Here is a 16,968-nt window from a genome sequence, read left to right on the forward strand (position 1 = left end):
CAGGCTATCTATCAAGGTACAAATAATGACTATAAAAAAAACGGCGCTGGCGGTATCGATCGGCGCAGCAGTGGCATTAACGACTTTCGCTTCCCAGGCGGAAATCACGGTCCTGAAACAAGATCCGCAGGCGGGCGATCCGCTGAGCCGTCTTAACTTCACCGTCGGCGGGAGTATTCGTCCGCAGTTCCAGAATATGGCCGGTGACGATGGTAAGAATGGCTACAAACGTAATGGCTTCGACGGCGGGACGCGTTTCCGCTTCGCCGCAGACTACTATCTGTTTGATGATATCAGTTGGGTGAGCTACTACGAGCTGGGCGTTAACTTCCCGGCCATGTTCAACTGGGATAATCACTACGCTGACGGCGCCAACGATACCACGCGTCGTATGCTGTACACCGGTCTGAAGAGCGCGACCTGGGGTACGCTGACCTTCGGCCAACAGAACAGTATTTACTATGATGTGGTCGGGGCGAAAACGGATATCTGGGATTACGATATGATCGGTCAGGCGCCAGGTAACGGTATCAATGGCGACTATGACGGTTCCTATCGTACACGTAAATCGTTGAAGTATAAGAAAACGGTGGGGGATGTTGATCTCTACGCATCTTATCTGTTCAGCGATGATTACAACCCGAACAACGGCCTGCGCTACAAACGTAAAGGCGGCGGCTCGTTGGGTGTGGATTACCACATCACCGATGACCTGACCTGGGGTACGGCGTGGAACTACACCCGTGCGGAAATGCGTGGCGACACCAGCAAAACCTACGATCAAAACATCGTCGGTACCGCACTGAGCTGGAAACCGGACAACTGGACCTTCTCAATGGGCGGCGGCTGGTATCAAAACTTCATGACCACCAAAAAAGTTTCGGTTAACGACTACTTTGCCGGTGATGCCTGGGGTCTGGAATACTTCGCGGGTTATACCTTCCCGATTGGTCAGTATGCGCTGAAATCTGTTCAGCCGTACTTTATGGGCGATCGTATCGAATACGTGAATGGTCGTAACTATCTGCGTACCGACAACGGTGTGGGTATCAGCTTCCAGTTGGATTACGGTTTCCGTGTGGATTACGAACACGTCTTTACCTCCAGCACCGACAACCTGGGCGATATGAACCTGGTGCGTCTGCGTTACGACTTCTAAGTCAATTTTCCTTCCAAAGCCGGGTAGCCAGGGCGTTATCCGGTTTTTTACTCTCCGTTGCCGAAAAACGCATAAGCACCTCCCTTGCACATTCAACGACATACTTCGCAACATCATGAAATAATTTCAAGGACAGCGGGTTGTGATCTGTGTCATGTTAGAAATCTGCCTGTTATCAGGCCAACGAGAACAACGCCGCATGAACGGCGTGAGACATGACACCACAACGTTAAAATGGAGAAAATATGGGATTGCGTCAGAGTTTACGCGTCGCGACCGGGGCGCTGTTACTGGCCTGCGGCTTACAATTTGCTCATGCGAACAGTGACCCGCATACCATCGTGTTTGGCGTCGCGCCTGGACCGTACGGCGATATGGTGAAACAGGCTATTGCCCCTACGCTGAAAGAGAAAGGCTATAAGGTGGTGGTGCGCGAATTCAGCGACTACGTGCAGCCGAATATGGCGCTCTCCAACGGCAGCATTGATGCCAACCTGTTCCAGCACTCGCTCTATTTTGACAAATTCACCGCCGATAAAGGACTGAAGCTGAGCAAGCTGATTGTGGTCCCGACGGCCGGGATGGGGTTTTACTCGCACAAAATCAAAAGTCTGGATGAGTTGAAAAGAGGGGATGTGATCACGCTGTCCAACGATCCGACCAACCTGGCCCGCGGTCTGCGTTTCCTGCAATCCATTGGCCTTATCACCATCAAAGACAATATCGATCCCACGAAAGCCTCCGAGCGTGATATCGCCAGCAACCCGAAAGGGCTGGTGTTTAAACCCTTGGAAGCGGCGCAACTGCCGCGTACTTTGGACGGTGTGACCGGCGCGCTGGTCAACGGTAACTTTGCCGTGGCGGCAAAACTGGATCTTTCCAGCGCCATCAAGCAAGAGCATCTGGATGAAAACCTGAAAAATATCATTGCGGTACGCAGTGAAGATGCGGATAAACCGTTCGCGAAAGATATTGTTGAAGCGGTGAAGTCTCCGGCGTATCGCGCGGTGATCGACGATCCGCAAAACATCTACAGCGCTTTCCAGAAACCGGAATGGATGTCGGCAGCCCAATAATCGCTGCATGCAAGGGTTAACAGGGGCAGCGGCGACTGCCCTTTTCGCATTTCTGAGGTGGATATGATTGAGATAGAAAAGGTTTGCGTGGATTTTACCGCAGGCCGTGGACCTTCAACCCGGGCGGTTGATGACGTCAGCTTGCATATTGGCGCGGGCGAGATATTTGGTATTGTCGGGACCAGCGGCGCGGGGAAAAGTACGCTACTGCGCACCTTGAACGCCTTAACGCGTCCGAGCAAGGGAAGCGTTAAGGTGAACGGCGTAGAAATTTCTGCGCTGGAAGGCGCTCAGTTACGTAAAGCGCGTCAGCGCATTGGCATGATTTTTCAGCACTTTAATCTGATGCATACCCGCACCGTGGCGCAAAACGTCGCCTTTAGTCTGAAAGCTGCCGGGTGGGAACGCAGCAAGATTGCTCCACGCGTCACGGAGATTCTGGCGCTGGTCGGACTGTCTGATAAGGCGAACCGTTTTCCGGTTCAGCTCAGCGGTGGTCAGAAGCAGCGCGTAGGTATTGCCCGTGCGATTGCTAATCATCCGGATGTGTTGCTGTGCGATGAACCCACTTCCGCGTTAGATCTCGAAACCTCGGCCACGATTCTGGCGCTGCTTAAGCAGATCAACCAACAGTTGGGGATCACGATCGTGCTGATCACTCACGAGATGAACGTGATCAAATCGATTTGCGATCGCGTGGCGGTGATGTCAGGCGGCAAGGTGGTGGAGTCCGGGGAGGTGTTTGACGTTTTTGCTCACCCACAGCACGCCTTCACCCAGCAACTGGTGTCGCATACCCTCAATCTGACGCTACCTGAGCGTCTGCGCCAGCATCTGCCCGGCCAGTTGCTGAAAATTCTTTTTATCGGCGATTCGGCGGAACAGCCTGTGCTGTCAGAAGTTGCGGTTAAATTTGGCGTGGCGGTGAACATTCTGCACGGCAAAATTGAATATATCGGCGAACGCGCGCTGGGGATTCTGGTGGTACAACTCACCGCGCCGCATAACCCTTCTGCGGTGGATGTCGCCGTGGAACATATTCGTCAACGTACTGCTCAAGTGGAGGTGATTCGTGGATGATTTATTGCCTGATTTGACGCTGGCGTTTAATGAAACCTTCCAGATGCTGAGCATCTCAACGGTGCTGGCGATTATTGGCGGTTTGCCGCTCGGTTTTCTAATTTTCGTCACCGATCGGCATTTATTCTGGCAGAACCGTTTTGTGTATCTGCTCAGCTCCGTGCTGGTAAATATTATCCGCTCGGTACCGTTTGTGATCCTGCTGGTGCTGCTGCTACCGCTCACCCAGTTTTTGCTCGGCAATACCATCGGACCGATTGCCGCCTCCGTGCCGCTTTCCGTGGCGGCGATTGCTTTTTATGCCCGGCTGGTGGATAGCGCGCTACGTGAAGTGGATAAAGGCATTATTGAGGCGGCGGAAGCGTTTGGCGCCACCCCGATGCGCATCATCTGCACCGTGTTGTTGCCGGAGGCCAGCGCGGGACTGTTGCGTGGACTGACGATCACGTTGGTGAGCCTGATCGGTTACTCCGCGATGGCCGGGATTGTCGGCGGCGGTGGGGTAGGTGACCTGGCGATTCGCTTTGGTTATTACCGCTATGAAACCCAGGTCATGATCGTCACCGTTGTCGCGTTGATTATTCTGGTGCAGGTCGTGCAGGTGCTGGGCGACTGGCTGGCGAAACGCGCGGATAAGCGCGACAGGCATTAATTACTGTGCGTTAAGCCATCCGGCAACGTCCTGCCATGTGCCGCGAAAGACGATTTTCGCGGCTTTCTTTTCCAGTTGATAGCGATACATCGGGTCGTAATACTCGTTGAGCAAAGGCACCAGCCAGCCCATGTGGGCGTCGGTACTGCCCGTCGATTGCTGTTCGCGCAGAGCCACGTCAAGCAGGGCGGTCAGCTCGGCAAAACGCTGTAACCCCAGACGACGGCGAATAGCGAACAGGCCGTGGTGCAGATACTCACTGTATTCCTGCCAGCCCCGGTTCTCACCATAAGCGTGGGTAAAATCGTGGTGCATGCGTACGAAATACTCCTCGCGCAGGCGCTCCAGACGCAGCTCAAAAGGATCGTCCACCACCGCAATGGACGCCTCGGTCATGCGCTCGCGCAGGCATTCGGGCAGATGGTTAGCGCCGATCATGCGGCCTTCATCTTCCAGCACCCACTGGCGTAAATCCTGTCGGCTGTCCGTTTTGAGCATTTCGACCGCCAGCAGGTTTTCAAAACTCGCCTGGCTTAGCTGCGGCTCTACGGTACGTCCAAACGAGGAACCGCGATGGTGCGCCAGTCCTTCGAGATCCACACCGTTCGGCTGCTGTTGAACCAGTTGCGTTTTACCGTTCCCGGTACAGCCGCCAATTAAGACGATCGGTTTTTGCACCAATTCTTCCGTTATCCGTATGACCGCCTGGCGCAGAGCCTTATAACCGCCCTGTATCAGCGGATAGTCAATGCCGGACTCGTGCAGCCACTGCTGCACAATATGCGAACGCTGACCGCCGCGCGCGCAGCATAAATATCCTTTTGGGTGTTGACGACAGGCATCCTGCCAGGCGTACATGCGCTGTTGGCGGGTTTCACCCGAGACCAGTTGATGGCCCAATTCCAGGGCAGCCTCAGGCCCCTGACGTTTATAACAGGTACCGACGGCGGCGCGTTCGTCATCGTTCATTAAGGGGAGATTGACTGCGCCCGGCATCGCGCCTTGTTGAAATTCGACGGGGGCGCGTACATCGATAATAGGCGTACCGGCGAGCAGAATCGCGCGATAGTCCTGTGCTGTTTGTGTGTCTTGCATAGTAAAAAACGAAACCTCAAATCATCTTGCGTATCATTTTACGCGCCAAAGAGCAGGATGACTTGATTTTCAATCGCGTGCATTGTTGAAAATTGCTAAAAATCCGGCGATTTCTGGTTTTCGCTGCGTAAATAACGTCACAATATCTTCCACAGCCTTACCTGCGCCAAACTTATGCCAGGCGAGACTTAAGGGGGAAGGGGGACGCATGGTAGGAATAATGCTACTGACCAGTTGCCCGTTATCAAGCAATGGCTGGCACAGCGGTTGCGGAACAAAGCCGATACCCACCCCGGCAAGATGCGCCGCAATTTTGGTTTCCATGTCCGGGACAATAATCTCTTTTTGGCCGGGAAGCCGCCACGCGACCCGTTTGGTCAGGGTGCGCGCACTGTCTTCAATGTTGATCGCCGGAAAACGGCGCAACTGCGCTTCCGTTAATGGACCACTGACGTCTGCCAATGGATGATTCGCCGACATAACAAACCGCCACTGAACAGACCCCAAAGGATCGAGGGTAAAGGTGTTGGCCATTGGTTCAGTACCCGTGACGCCGATAGCCAGAGAGAATCCTTCATACAGCAGTGAATCCCAGACGCCCATATAGATTTGCCGGGAAAAGTGAAACTGAGTAAAGGGATAGCGGGCGTTAAGCCAGGATAACAGGCGAGCGACGGCTTGCGGGCTATACAGCAGGTTGTTGACCACGATATTCACCTGACGCTCTACGCCGTCGTTCACTTGCTGTAATTCGCTGGGCATGCTGTCCAGCCAGGCGAGCCAGTCCTTTGCCTGAGAAAGAAGATGCGAGCCCGCGGCGGTTAACGTAACGCTGCGGGTGGTGCGAAAGAACAGAGCAACCCCGGTATTTTCTTCCAGAAGCTTAATGCGATAGCTGATGGTGGCCGTGGTTTTACACAAGCGATCCGCCGCCCTGGAGAAACTCCCTGTTTCGGCTACGCCAATAAAAGTACGCAGTGTTTCTGGATCAAACATCGTCAGCTACTCCCTGAATGCTCTTCCGCAAGCCTGATTTCTTGTTCTCTGATTTATAAGTATTTTTACATAATGGCCTTGTTTAAATTGTGGTCTAAATCGAATTTTGGAAAAATATTCCAACTTTTGTGTTGATGTTAAATCCCGAAGGTTTTAGATTGCATGATATTGAAGCCGCTAACTGTTCTGGCTGCGGTTCAGAGGAATTCAGTTACAAGGAAAAGATGATGAAACTTGAGGTATTACCGTTAAATCAGCACACGTTCAGCGCCTATGGCGATGTCATCGAAACCCATAAACGTGATTTTTTTCATATCAATGATGGGTTGGTTGAACGTTATCACGATCTGGCTAATGTGGAGATCCTTGAGCAGGACCGAACGCTCATCAGCATTAACCGCGCGCAACCGGCAGCGATGCCTATTATTGTGCATGAACTGGAGCGCCACCCGCTGGGTACCCAGGCATTTATGCCCATGAAGGGCGAAGCGTTTGTGGTGATTGTCGCGCTTGGTGAGGACAAACCCGATCTTTCCACCTTAAAAGCCTTTATCACCAATGGTCAACAGGGGGTGAATTATCACCGAAACGTCTGGCATCACCCGCTGTTTGCCTGGCAAACCGTGACCGATTTCCTGACGGTCGATCGTGGTGGTAGCGATAATTGCGATGTTGAACGTATCCCGGCACATGAACTCTGTTTTGCGTGACGCTATTGGCCTTCTTGCTTAATATGAGCATATTGTTCATTGTTTATGCTCATATTTTGGGCCGGAGTAAATGTAGTGGAGACGGAAGTAAGACGGCGCGGCAGGCCTGGACAGACGGAGCCGGTTGCGCAGAAAGGCGCTCAGGCGCTCGAAAGAGGCATTGCGATTTTGCAGTATCTCGAAAGAAGTGGGGGGAGTTCGTCAGTCAGCGATATTTCCGGCAGTCTGGATTTACCGCTCTCCACGACTTTTCGCCTGCTAAAGGTTTTACAGGGTGCTGATTTTGTCTATCAGGACAGTCAGTTAGGATGGTGGCACATCGGTTTAGGCGTCTTCAATGTGGGCTCCGCGTATATTCATAATCGCGACGTCCTGTCGGTAGCCGGACCATTTATGCACCGATTAATGCTGCTGTCAGGCGAAACGGTGAATGTCGCGATTCGTAATGGCACTGAAGCGGTGCTGATTGGCCAGAAGGAGTGCAAATCGATGGTCAGGATGTGTGCACCTTTGGGCAGCCGTATGCCGTTGCATGCTTCCGGCGCGGGGAAAGCACTGCTTTATCCGCTGATGGAAGAAGAGTTAATGGACATTGTCGTGAAAACGGGTTTGCAGCAGTTTACGCCGAACACGTTGGTGGATTTTCCTACTCTGCTGCGTAATCTGGAACAGGCGCGCGAGAATGGCTATATCGTTGATCACGAAGAACATGTTGTTGGATTGAATTGCATCGCTTCGGCTATCTATGACGATGCAGGCAGTGTAGTGGCTGCCATCTCTATTTCGGGGCCCGCATCCAGACTGACGGAAGATCGTTTTATTAGTCAGGGGGAGCTGGTACGGGATACAGCACGAGATATCAGTACGGCGCTTGGGTTAAAAGCACCCGTAGCTTAAGTCGCAACCCGCTCAGAGGAGCGGGACTTTTTTGGATTTTTTTAAAGTTGGAAAAATTTTCCAATAAATAGAGGTAGAAAGAAAATGGCAAAAATGAGAGCCGTTGACGCGGCAATGTATGTGCTGGAAAAAGAAGGTATCACCACCGCATTTGGCGTGCCTGGAGCGGCAATCAACCCGTTCTATTCCGCAATGCGTAATCACGGCGGCATCCGTCACATTCTGGCTCGCCACGTTGAAGGCGCCTCCCATATGGCGGAAGGTTATACGCGTGCCGCTGCAGGCAACATTGGCGTCTGCCTTGGCACTTCAGGCCCGGCTGGAACTGACATGATCACTGCACTGTATTCCGCCTCTGCCGACTCTATTCCTATTTTATGTATCACCGGCCAGGCGCCTCGTGCCCGCCTGCATAAGGAAGATTTTCAGGCTGTCGATATTGAATCTATCGCCAAACCGGTCAGCAAAATGGCGGTAACGGTACGTGAAGCGGCACTGCTGCCACGGGTTTTACAGCAGGCATTCCACGTCATGCGCTCAGGTCGCCCTGGCCCGGTGCTGATCGATTTGCCTTTTGATGTCCAGGTTGAAGAAATCGAATTCGATCCCGACATGTATGAGCCGTTGCCGGTCTACAAACCTGCCGCCAGCCGCAAGCAAATTGAGAGAGCGCTGGAAATGCTGATCCAGGCGGAACGTCCGGTCATCGTCGCAGGGGGCGGGGTGATTAATGCTGATGCTTCCGCACTGCTGCAACGTTTTGCGGAGCTGACCCATGTACCGGTTATCCCCACGTTGATGGGCTGGGGATGTATCCCTGACGATCATGAGTTAATGGCCGGCATGGTCGGGCTACAAACCGCGCACCGCTACGGAAATGCCACGCTGCTTGCTTCTGATATGGTGTTCGGTATTGGTAACCGTTTTGCTAACCGTCACACCGGCTCGGTCTCGAAGTACACCGAAGGGCGCAAAATCATTCATATCGACATTGAACCGACGCAAATTGGCCGTGTTCTGTGCCCGGATTTGGGCATTGTTTCTGATGCCAAAGCCGCGCTGACCTTGTTGATTGACGTCGCTCAGGAAATGCAGAAAGCCGGACGTTTACCTTGCCGGAATAGCTGGGTTGATGAATGCCAACAGCGTAAGCGGACGTTACTGCGTAAAACCCACTTCGACAATGTCCCGGTGAAACCGCAGCGTGTCTATGAAGAGATGAATAAAGCCTTTGGTCGCGACGTTTGCTACGTCACCACCATCGGATTATCACAAATTGCCGCTGCGCAAATGCTGCATGTGTTCAAAGAGCGTCACTGGATCAACTGCGGCCAGGCAGGCCCTCTCGGCTGGACGCTGCCTGCGGCATTAGGGGTTTGTGTTGCCGATCCAACACGCAATGTCGTCGGGATTTCGGGGGATTTTGACTTCCAGTTCCTGATTGAAGAACTGGCGGTAGGCGCGCAATTCAATATTCCTTACATCCATGTGCTGGTCAACAACGCCTATCTGGGCCTGATTCGTCAATCGCAGCGTGCTTTTGATATGGATTACTGCGTCCAACTGGCGTTTGAAAATATCAACTCCAGCGAAGTAAACGGCTATGGCGTCGATCACGTCAAAGTGGCAGAAGGCTTAGGTTGTAAGGCTATTCGCGTCTTCAAACCTGAAGATCTCGCTCCGGCGTTTGAACAAGCCAAAGTCCTGATGGCGCAGTATCGCGTTCCGGTTGTTGTCGAAGTGATCCTTGAGCGAGTGACCAATATCTCGATGGGTAGCGAGCTGGATAACGTGACCGAGTTTGAAGAGGTTGCAGACGGTGCAGTTGATGCGCCAACCGAAACCTGTTTTATGAAATATGAATAGAGGAGGTGACAGATGTTACGGTTCTCAGCCAATCTTTCCATGCTGTTTCTGGAATACAGTTTCCTTGAGCGTTTCGACAAAGCGGCGCAAGCGGGGTTTCGTGGCGTAGAGTTTATGTTTCCCTACGATTACGACATTGACGTCTTAAAGGAAAAACTGCAGACCAACAAGCTGGAGCATACGTTGCATAATCTCCCCGCCGGAGATTGGGCGGCGGGTGAACGTGGTATCGCCTGTATTCCGGGGCGCGAAGAAGAGTTTCGTGATGGTGTGGCCGCGGCTATTCGCTATGCGAAGGGGCTGGGTAATAAAAAAATCAATTGCCTGGTAGGTAAAACACCGGCGGGTTTTTCGGCTGAACAGATCCAGCAAACGCTGGTGGAAAATCTGCGCTATGCGGCCAACATGTTAGCGAAAGAAGATATTTTATTGCTGATTGAGCCGATCAACCATTTTGATATTCCTGGTTTCTTTCTCACCGGTACGCATCAGGCGTTAGCGTTAATTGATAGCGTCGGATGCAATAATATCAAAATTCAGTATGACATTTATCATATGCAGCGCATGGAAGGGGAATTAACCCAGACCATGACCACGTGGGCAAATAAAATAGGTCATTTGCAAATTGCAGATAACCCTCGTCGCGGAGAGCCAGGGACCGGGGAAATCAATTATGACTTTATTTTTAAGTTTATTGATAAATCAGGTTATGACGGGTGGGTAGGCTGCGAATATAAGCCGCTGACGACCACCGAAGCAGGATTATCGTGGATTAATCAGTATCGATAATTTGTAAGTAATTTCAGGCAACACTATTTTTTCCACTCTGTTGGAAGGGAATCGTTTTGCCTGAATTCAGGAATACCGACAGATATAAAAGAGGTTGCAAATGAAACTGGGATTTATTGGCCTGGGTATTATGGGATCGCCAATGGCGATTAATCTGGCGCGTGCCGGACATCAATTACATGTCACGACCATTGGACCTGTGGCTGAAGAGTTGCTGTCACTGGGGGCGGTTAATGTTGAAACTGCACGTCAGGTGACTGATTTCGCAGATATTATCTTCATCATGGTGCCGGATACGCCGCAGGTTGAAGAAGTGCTTTTTGGTGAACACGGGTGCGCTAAAACCGCATTGCAGGGAAAAACCATTGTCGATATGAGTTCTATTTCTCCTATCGAAACCAAGCGTTTTGCTCAGCAGGTTAATGAACTCGGCGGGGATTACCTGGATGCGCCTGTGTCCGGTGGGGAAATTGGCGCTCGCGAAGGGACGCTGTCCATTATGGTTGGCGGTGAAGCTGATGTATTTGAACGGGTGAAACCGCTCTTTGATATTCTGGGAAAAAATATCACTCTGGTGGGCGGGAATGGTGATGGCCAAACCTGTAAAGTGGCTAACCAAATTATCGTGGCCTTAAATATTGAAGCCGTTTCTGAAGCGCTGGTATTTGCCTCTAAAGCGGGCGCGGATCCGGTTCGCGTGCGTCAGGCATTAATGGGCGGGTTTGCCTCATCTCGTATTCTGGAAGTACATGGTGAGCGCATGATCAAGCGCACTTTTGATCCCGGATTCAAAATTGCACTGCATCAAAAAGATCTCAACCTTGCATTACAAAGTGCCAAGGCGCTCTCATTGAATTTGCCTAATACGGCAACCTGTCAGGAGTTATTTAATACCTGTGCCGCGAATGGTGGAAGCCAGTTGGATCACTCGGCAATGGTTCAGGCCCTGGAATTAATGGCTAATCATAAATTGTCATGATCGTTGGTATCGCTGCAATCCTGCAGCGATACATTTTAATCAGACACACTTTGGAAAGGTGCATGTCATGAGTGAAAAAAATACATCCGGTATTGAATACTGGAAGAAGATCGTCGTCGTAATGAGTCTGGGTTGGGTTGCGATATGGATTTATCGCACCGTATTAACCCCTATTTATCCAGAGATTCAGGCTTCCCTGGGCAATGTCAGCAATGCTGAAATTGGCGCCATCGCCAGTTTCTATTTTTTCGCCTATTGCAGTATGCAAATTCCCTGCGGAATTTTGGTCGATAAGCTTGGCCAGAAAATTATGCTGATGTGTGGGTTTACGCTCTTTATTATTGGTACGCTCAGTATTGCAAAAGCCACGGGACTGGTGATGATCTATGCCGGTTCGCTGATGGCAGGAGCGGGCTGCGCCTCTTTCTTTAGTTCTGCGTATTCTCTCTCTTCGGCAAATGTCCCGCAGGCTCGCCGGGCACTGGCAAACGCCATCATTAATAGCGGCTCTGCGATTGGGATGGGGATCGGTTTAATCGGCTCCAGCGTGTTGGTTAAAAGCATGAGCATGGCCTGGCAAAACGTGTTGTTTCTGGTTGCGGCTGTGTTGGTGGTGATGCTGTGCGTATTTACTTTGGTTATCCGCGGTAAGGTAAAAAGCGAAACGGCGGCGTCAGAGCAAAAAACGCAGACGACAACGATGACAGAAGAGAAAAGTCCGCCGCTGTTTTCGGGTTTGTTATGCAGCGTCTACTTCCTCTATTTCTGTACCTGTTATGGCTATTACCTGATTGTGACCTGGCTTCCGTCTTATCTGCAGACTGAAAGGGGATTTGATGGTGGCGCGATTGGGGTTGCCTCGGCTTTGGTCGCCGTGGTGGGGGTTCCCGGTGCATTGTTCTTCAGCCATCTGTCCGATAAATTCCGTAACAGCAAAGTCAAAGTCATTCTTGGGCTGGAAATTATGGCCGCCGCAATGCTGGTGTTTACGGTGTTATCGCCGAATACCACGATGTTGATGGTCAGCCTGACCCTGTACGGTTTACTGGGAAAAATGGCGGTGGACCCCATCCTGATCTCCTTCGTGTCTGAGCAGGCGTCGGCGAAAACGTTGGGCAGAGCATTTAGCCTGTTTAACTTCTTTGGTATGAGTTCAGCCGTTATTGCGCCAACGTTAACCGGATTTATTTCCGATTTGACTGGCTCAAAAGAGATAAGCTTTGTCATCTCGGCTTGTCTGGTTGTTACCGGAACGCTTATTTTTGCCGGCGTGACGTTATATAAAAAGAAAGCAACACCAGTTACTGCTTCAGCATAAAAATATAATTAAAACTATTTGCATTACTTAATATATTGTTTTTGTTCCACATAGCTAAACCCATTACAACGTTATCCGATACGTGACAAGAGGGATTTATGGAACAGCAAAGAGATCTATACCAACAACGTGGTTATAGTGACGACTTATTACCGAAAACGGCAGCACAACGAAACTGGAAAACATTTAACTATTTTACTTTATGGATGGGGTCAGTACATAACGTACCTAATTATGTTATGGTTGGCGGGTTCTTCATTCTCGGACTGTCCACATTCAGTATTATGCTGGCTATTATTATTAGTGCATTGTTTATTGCATTAGTCATGGTTATGAACGGCGCCGCCGGAAGTAAATATGGTGTACCTTTTGCAATGATTCTGCGTGGCTCGTATGGCGTACGTGGCGCGCTTTTCCCGGGATTATTAAGAGGCGGGATTGCGGCAATTATGTGGTTCGGGCTGCAATGTTATGCCGGATCGCTGGCTTTTCTTATTCTGATTGGCAAGATATGGCCTGGGTTTTTAACGCTGGGCGGTGATTTTACACTACTGGGGTTGTCTCTGCCGGGGTTAATCACATTTCTTATCTTTTGGCTGATTAACGTTGGTATCGGTTTTGGCGGCGGTAAAGTATTAAATAAATTTACTGCGATCCTGAACCCTTGCATTTATATCGTTTTTGGCGGAATGGCTATCTGGGCGATATCCCTGGTAGGGATTGGCCCCATTCTTGACTACATTCCGGGCGGTGTGCAAAAAGCGGGAAACAGCGGATTCCTGTTCCTGGTAGTGATTAACGCCGTGGTTGCGGTATGGGCCGCTCCGGCGGTGAGCGCATCGGACTTTACGCAAAATGCCCACTCATTTCGTGAACAGGCGTTAGGCCAGACGCTGGGTCTTATTGTCGCGTACGTGTTATTTGCGATTGCCAGCGTGTGTATTATTGCCGGTGCCAGTATTCATTATGGAACGGATACCTGGAATGTGCTGGATATCGTACAGCGTTGGGACAGTCTGTTTGCCTCATTCTTTGCAGTTTTGGTTATTCTGATGACCACAATCTCAACAAACGCTACGGGTAATATTATCCCGGCTGGTTATCAGATTGCCGCAATTGCGCCAACAAAACTAACATATAAAAAAGGTGTATTGATTGCCAGTATTATTAGCTTACTGATTTGTCCATGGAAGCTTATGGAAAATCAGAGCAGCATTTATCTGTTTCTGGACATCATCGGCGGTATGCTCGGTCCTGTTATTGGTGTTATGTTAGCGCATTATTTTGTCGTTATGCGTGGCAAGATTAATCTTGATGAATTATATACCGCCAGCGGTAATTACCAATATTATGATAATGGATTTAACCTGACGGCATTCTCCGTAACGTTAGTGGCGGTAATTCTTTCGCTGGGTGGGAAGTTTATTCCATTGCTTGAGCCGTTATCGCGAGTGTCGTGGTTTGTTGGGGTTATTGTCGCATTTGTGGCATATGCCTTACTGAAAAAAAGAACGGTTGGACAGCCTGCCGCAGTAGAAAAAGCAACAGGTCAGTTGTAATGAAATCAGTAAACGTAGGTGTAAGCGTGCGTTATTTATAAAAACTATCTGTATCCATACAAGGAGTTCGTTATGTCTTTTGATTTAATTATTAAGAACGGTACTGTTATTTTAGAAAATGAAGCTCGTATTGTTGATATTGCCGTCCAGGCAGGAAAAATCGCCGCCATTGGCGAGAATCTTGGGGAGGCAAAGCAGGTAATGGATGCGACAGGTCTGGTGGTTTCACCGGGCATGGTCGATGCGCATACCCATATCTCTGAGCCGGGGCGTACACATTGGGAAGGCTATGAGACCGGAACGCGTGCCGCGGCAAAAGGCGGTATCACCACAATGATCGAAATGCCTCTCAACCAGCTGCCCGCGACGGTGGATCGCGAAACCATCGAACTTAAATTTGATGCGGCAAAAGGCAAATTGACCATTGATGCCGCGCAGCTTGGCGGTCTGGTTTCTTACAACCTTGATCGTTTGCACGAGCTGGATGAGGTTGGTGTCGTCGGTTTCAAATGCTTCGTTGCCACCTGTGGCGATCGCGGAATCGACAATGACTTCCGTGACGTTAACGACTGGCAGTTCTACAAAGGCGCGCAGAAGTTAGCAGAAATGGACCAGACGGTGCTGGTGCATTGCGAAAATGCACTCATTTGCGACGAGCTTGGCGAGGAAGCTAAACGCGAAGGCCGTGTGACGGCACATGATTATGTGGCTTCACGTCCGGTTTTCACTGAGGTGGAAGCTATTCGCCGCGTGCTGTATCTGGCGAAAGTCGCCGGTTGCCGCCTGCACGTTTGCCATATCAGCAGCCCGGAAGGCGTGGAAGAAGTGACCCGTGCCCGCCAGGAAGGCCAGGATGTGACCTGCGAATCCTGCCCGCATTATTTTGTGCTGGATACCGATCAGTTTGAAGAGATTGGCACGCTGGCAAAATGTTCTCCGCCGATCCGCGATCGACAGAATCAACAAGGCATGTGGGAAAAACTGTTCAATGGTGAGATTGACTGCCTGGTTTCCGACCACTCGCCATGCCCACCAGAAATGAAGGCTGGCAATATCATGCAGGCGTGGGGCGGCATTGCCGGACTGCAGAGCTGCATGGACGTCATGTTTGATGAGGCCGTGCAAAAACGCGGTATGTCGCTGCCGCTATTCGCTAAATTGATGGCAACCAACGCCGCAGATATTTTTGGCCTGAAACAGAAAGGACGTATTGCCCCGGGTAAAGATGCTGACTTCGTCTTTATTCAACCGGACAGCAACTACGTTCTGAAAAACGAAGACCTGGAATACCGTCACAAAGTCAGCCCGTATGTTGGCCGGACGATTGGCGCGCGCATTACGAAAACTATTCTTCGCGGGGATGTTATCTATGACATCGAGCAGGGATTCCCGGTAGCGCCAAAAGGTCAATTTATCCTTAAACATCAACAATAATGTGATGCGAATTAATGCCCGTCATGCTGGCGGGCATTCTCTATTTTAAGGTATGAATATGCTTCCTGTTATTAACCGCGAAAGTTTGCTATCTGGCTTTCAGTGGTTTTTCTTTATTTTTTGCAATACGGTCGTGGTCCCCCCAACGCTGGTTTCTGCTTTTCATCTCCCCGCGAGCAATCTGTTAATGCTCACGCAATACGCTTTTTTCACGACATCGCTGGCCTGCCTTGCGCAGGTTATTTGTGGCCATCGTCGCGCCATTATGGAAGGGCCTACCGGTTTATGGTGGGGCACCATTCTGACAATTACCCTGGCTGAGGCGTCACGCGGGACACCGCTCAATGATATCGCCACCAGTCTGAGCGTCGGGATTGTCATTTCCGCTGTGCTGACGATGATTATCGGCTTTAGCGGCTTAGGACACCGGTTGGCCCGGCTATTTACCCCAACGGTGATGGTCTTTTTTATGCTGCTGTTGGGCGCTCAGCTCACCACTATCTTTTTTAAGGGCATGTTGGGATTGCCTTTTGGCATTGCTGACACCAGCGTCAAAATTCAACTGGCGCCTTTTAGCCTGGCGGTTGGCGTGATGTGCTTCATCCTTGCGATGATCATTTTTTTACCGCAGCGGATCTCCCGTTATGCCCTGCTGGTGGGGGCGGTAGTGGGATGGGGACTCTGGCGATTGTGCTTTCCATCAACGTCTTTGCCGTCTGGTGAATTAAGCTGGCAGTGGTTCCCGTTAGGCAGTCATGGCAGGCTGTTACCCGGTATTATCCTGACGGCGGTTATCACCGGTTTGGTGAATATCAGTAATACCTATGGCGCGGTGCGCGGCACGGACGTCTTTTATGCGCATCAAGGCTCCAGCAGCTCGCGTTATCGTCGTAGCTTTATCATTTCCGGTTTTATGACGCTGGTGACAGTGCCTTTTGCCGTGATTCCATTTTCACCTTTTGTCTCCTCTATCGGGCTGTTAACACAAACTGGCGACAGCTCGCGAAAATCATTTATTTACGGCAGCGTATTATGTTTATTGGTGGCGATAGTAACGCCGCTAACCCGCTTATTCTGCGCCATTCCACTGGCGATCAGCAGTGCCGTTATGCTGGTCTCTTATCTGCCGTTGCTCTATTCCGGTCTGGTTTTCAGCCAGCAAATCACCTTTACCGCACGAAATATTTATCGGCTGGCACTCCCGCTGTTTGTGGGCATTTTTTTGATGGGGCTGCCACCGGTTTATTTACAAGATCTTCCACTGACTATTCGGCCATTACTGAGCAATGGCTTATTGGTGGGGATTTTACTGGCAGTGCTTATGGAAAACCTCATTCCATGGGAACGCATTAAATAAC

At 50.7% G+C, this 16,968-nt stretch carries 15 protein-coding genes; 13 read left to right on the plus strand and 2 right to left on the minus strand.

Annotated elements, in window-relative coordinates:
• The first annotated feature begins 25 nt into the window (after nucleotides 1-25).
• From JSN25_RS11150 to JSN25_RS11165, 4 genes are all read left to right on the plus strand, one after another.
• Nucleotides 26-1,159 carry a porin gene (locus JSN25_RS11150; RefSeq protein WP_085047611.1) on the plus strand — a complete coding sequence of 378 codons (1,134 nt, stop codon included), beginning with the start codon at nucleotides 26-28 and terminating at the stop codon, nucleotides 1,157-1,159.
• A 245-nt stretch (nucleotides 1,160-1,404) separates the two neighbouring features.
• Complete coding sequence (locus tag JSN25_RS11155) at nucleotides 1,405-2,235, plus strand: MetQ/NlpA family ABC transporter substrate-binding protein (protein ID WP_204524936.1); 831 nt, start codon at nucleotides 1,405-1,407, stop codon at nucleotides 2,233-2,235.
• A gap of 63 nt (nucleotides 2,236-2,298) precedes the next feature.
• Nucleotides 2,299-3,315, plus strand: coding sequence for a virulence-associated ABC transporter ATP-binding protein SfbB (gene sfbB, locus JSN25_RS11160; protein WP_069323986.1), 1,017 nt, complete (start codon nucleotides 2,299-2,301; stop codon nucleotides 3,313-3,315).
• Nucleotides 3,308-3,967 carry a methionine ABC transporter permease gene (locus tag JSN25_RS11165; protein ID WP_137346936.1) on the plus strand — a complete coding sequence of 220 codons (660 nt, stop codon included), beginning with the start codon at nucleotides 3,308-3,310 and terminating at the stop codon, nucleotides 3,965-3,967. Before sfbB ends, JSN25_RS11165 begins: the two co-directional genes overlap by 8 nt.
• Here the strand turns inward: JSN25_RS11165 and mnmH are convergent, their stop codons facing one another.
• Together mnmH and allS are read right to left on the minus strand one after the other, a co-directional pair.
• Nucleotides 3,968-5,062, minus strand: a complete 1,095-nt coding sequence (mnmH, locus tag JSN25_RS11170) for a tRNA 2-selenouridine(34) synthase MnmH (RefSeq protein ID WP_085047608.1) — start codon at nucleotides 5,060-5,062, stop codon at nucleotides 3,968-3,970.
• A 69-nt stretch (nucleotides 5,063-5,131) separates the two neighbouring features.
• Nucleotides 5,132-6,058 (minus strand): HTH-type transcriptional activator AllS, encoded by a 927-nt coding sequence (gene allS, locus JSN25_RS11175; protein ID WP_038638428.1) that lies wholly within the window; start codon nucleotides 6,056-6,058, stop codon nucleotides 5,132-5,134.
• Between the two features lie 227 nt (nucleotides 6,059-6,285).
• Between allS and allA the strand changes: the two genes are divergently transcribed.
• From allA to JSN25_RS11220, 9 genes are all read left to right on the plus strand, one after another.
• Nucleotides 6,286-6,768 (plus strand): ureidoglycolate lyase, encoded by a 483-nt coding sequence (gene allA / locus JSN25_RS11180; RefSeq protein ID WP_038638430.1) that lies wholly within the window; start codon nucleotides 6,286-6,288, stop codon nucleotides 6,766-6,768.
• A gap of 45 nt (nucleotides 6,769-6,813) precedes the next feature.
• On the plus strand, nucleotides 6,814-7,665 hold the full coding sequence (gene allR, locus JSN25_RS11185; protein WP_042309993.1) for an HTH-type transcriptional repressor AllR: 852 nt from the start codon (nucleotides 6,814-6,816) through the stop codon (nucleotides 7,663-7,665).
• A gap of 84 nt (nucleotides 7,666-7,749) precedes the next feature.
• Nucleotides 7,750-9,531 carry a glyoxylate carboligase gene (gene gcl, locus JSN25_RS11190; RefSeq protein WP_038638436.1) on the plus strand — a complete coding sequence of 594 codons (1,782 nt, stop codon included), beginning with the start codon at nucleotides 7,750-7,752 and terminating at the stop codon, nucleotides 9,529-9,531.
• Between the two features lie 12 nt (nucleotides 9,532-9,543).
• The gene (gene hyi, locus JSN25_RS11195; RefSeq protein ID WP_087857075.1) at nucleotides 9,544-10,320 is read left to right on the plus strand and encodes a hydroxypyruvate isomerase; all 777 of its coding nucleotides are present in this window, start codon (nucleotides 9,544-9,546) and stop codon (nucleotides 10,318-10,320) included.
• Between the two features lie 100 nt (nucleotides 10,321-10,420).
• Entirely contained in the window at nucleotides 10,421-11,299 is an 879-nt protein-coding gene (gene glxR / locus JSN25_RS11200; protein WP_087857076.1) for a 2-hydroxy-3-oxopropionate reductase, read from the plus strand.
• A gap of 67 nt (nucleotides 11,300-11,366) precedes the next feature.
• A complete protein-coding gene (locus JSN25_RS11205; RefSeq protein ID WP_137351065.1) occupies nucleotides 11,367-12,617 on the plus strand; it encodes an MFS transporter in 1,251 nt (416 codons plus the stop codon).
• 98 nt (nucleotides 12,618-12,715) lie between these two features.
• Nucleotides 12,716-14,176 (plus strand): allantoin transporter, encoded by a 1,461-nt coding sequence (locus tag JSN25_RS11210; RefSeq protein WP_204524937.1) that lies wholly within the window; start codon nucleotides 12,716-12,718, stop codon nucleotides 14,174-14,176.
• 72 nt (nucleotides 14,177-14,248) lie between these two features.
• Complete coding sequence (gene allB, locus JSN25_RS11215; protein WP_085047602.1) at nucleotides 14,249-15,610, plus strand: allantoinase AllB; 1,362 nt, start codon at nucleotides 14,249-14,251, stop codon at nucleotides 15,608-15,610.
• A 58-nt stretch (nucleotides 15,611-15,668) separates the two neighbouring features.
• Nucleotides 15,669-16,967, plus strand: coding sequence for a uracil/xanthine transporter (locus JSN25_RS11220; protein WP_085047601.1), 1,299 nt, complete (start codon nucleotides 15,669-15,671; stop codon nucleotides 16,965-16,967).
• Nucleotide 16,968: the final 1 nt, after the last annotated feature.

This window comes from Citrobacter cronae (assembly GCF_016893685.1).
GTDB lineage: Bacteria > Pseudomonadota > Gammaproteobacteria > Enterobacterales > Enterobacteriaceae > Citrobacter > Citrobacter werkmanii.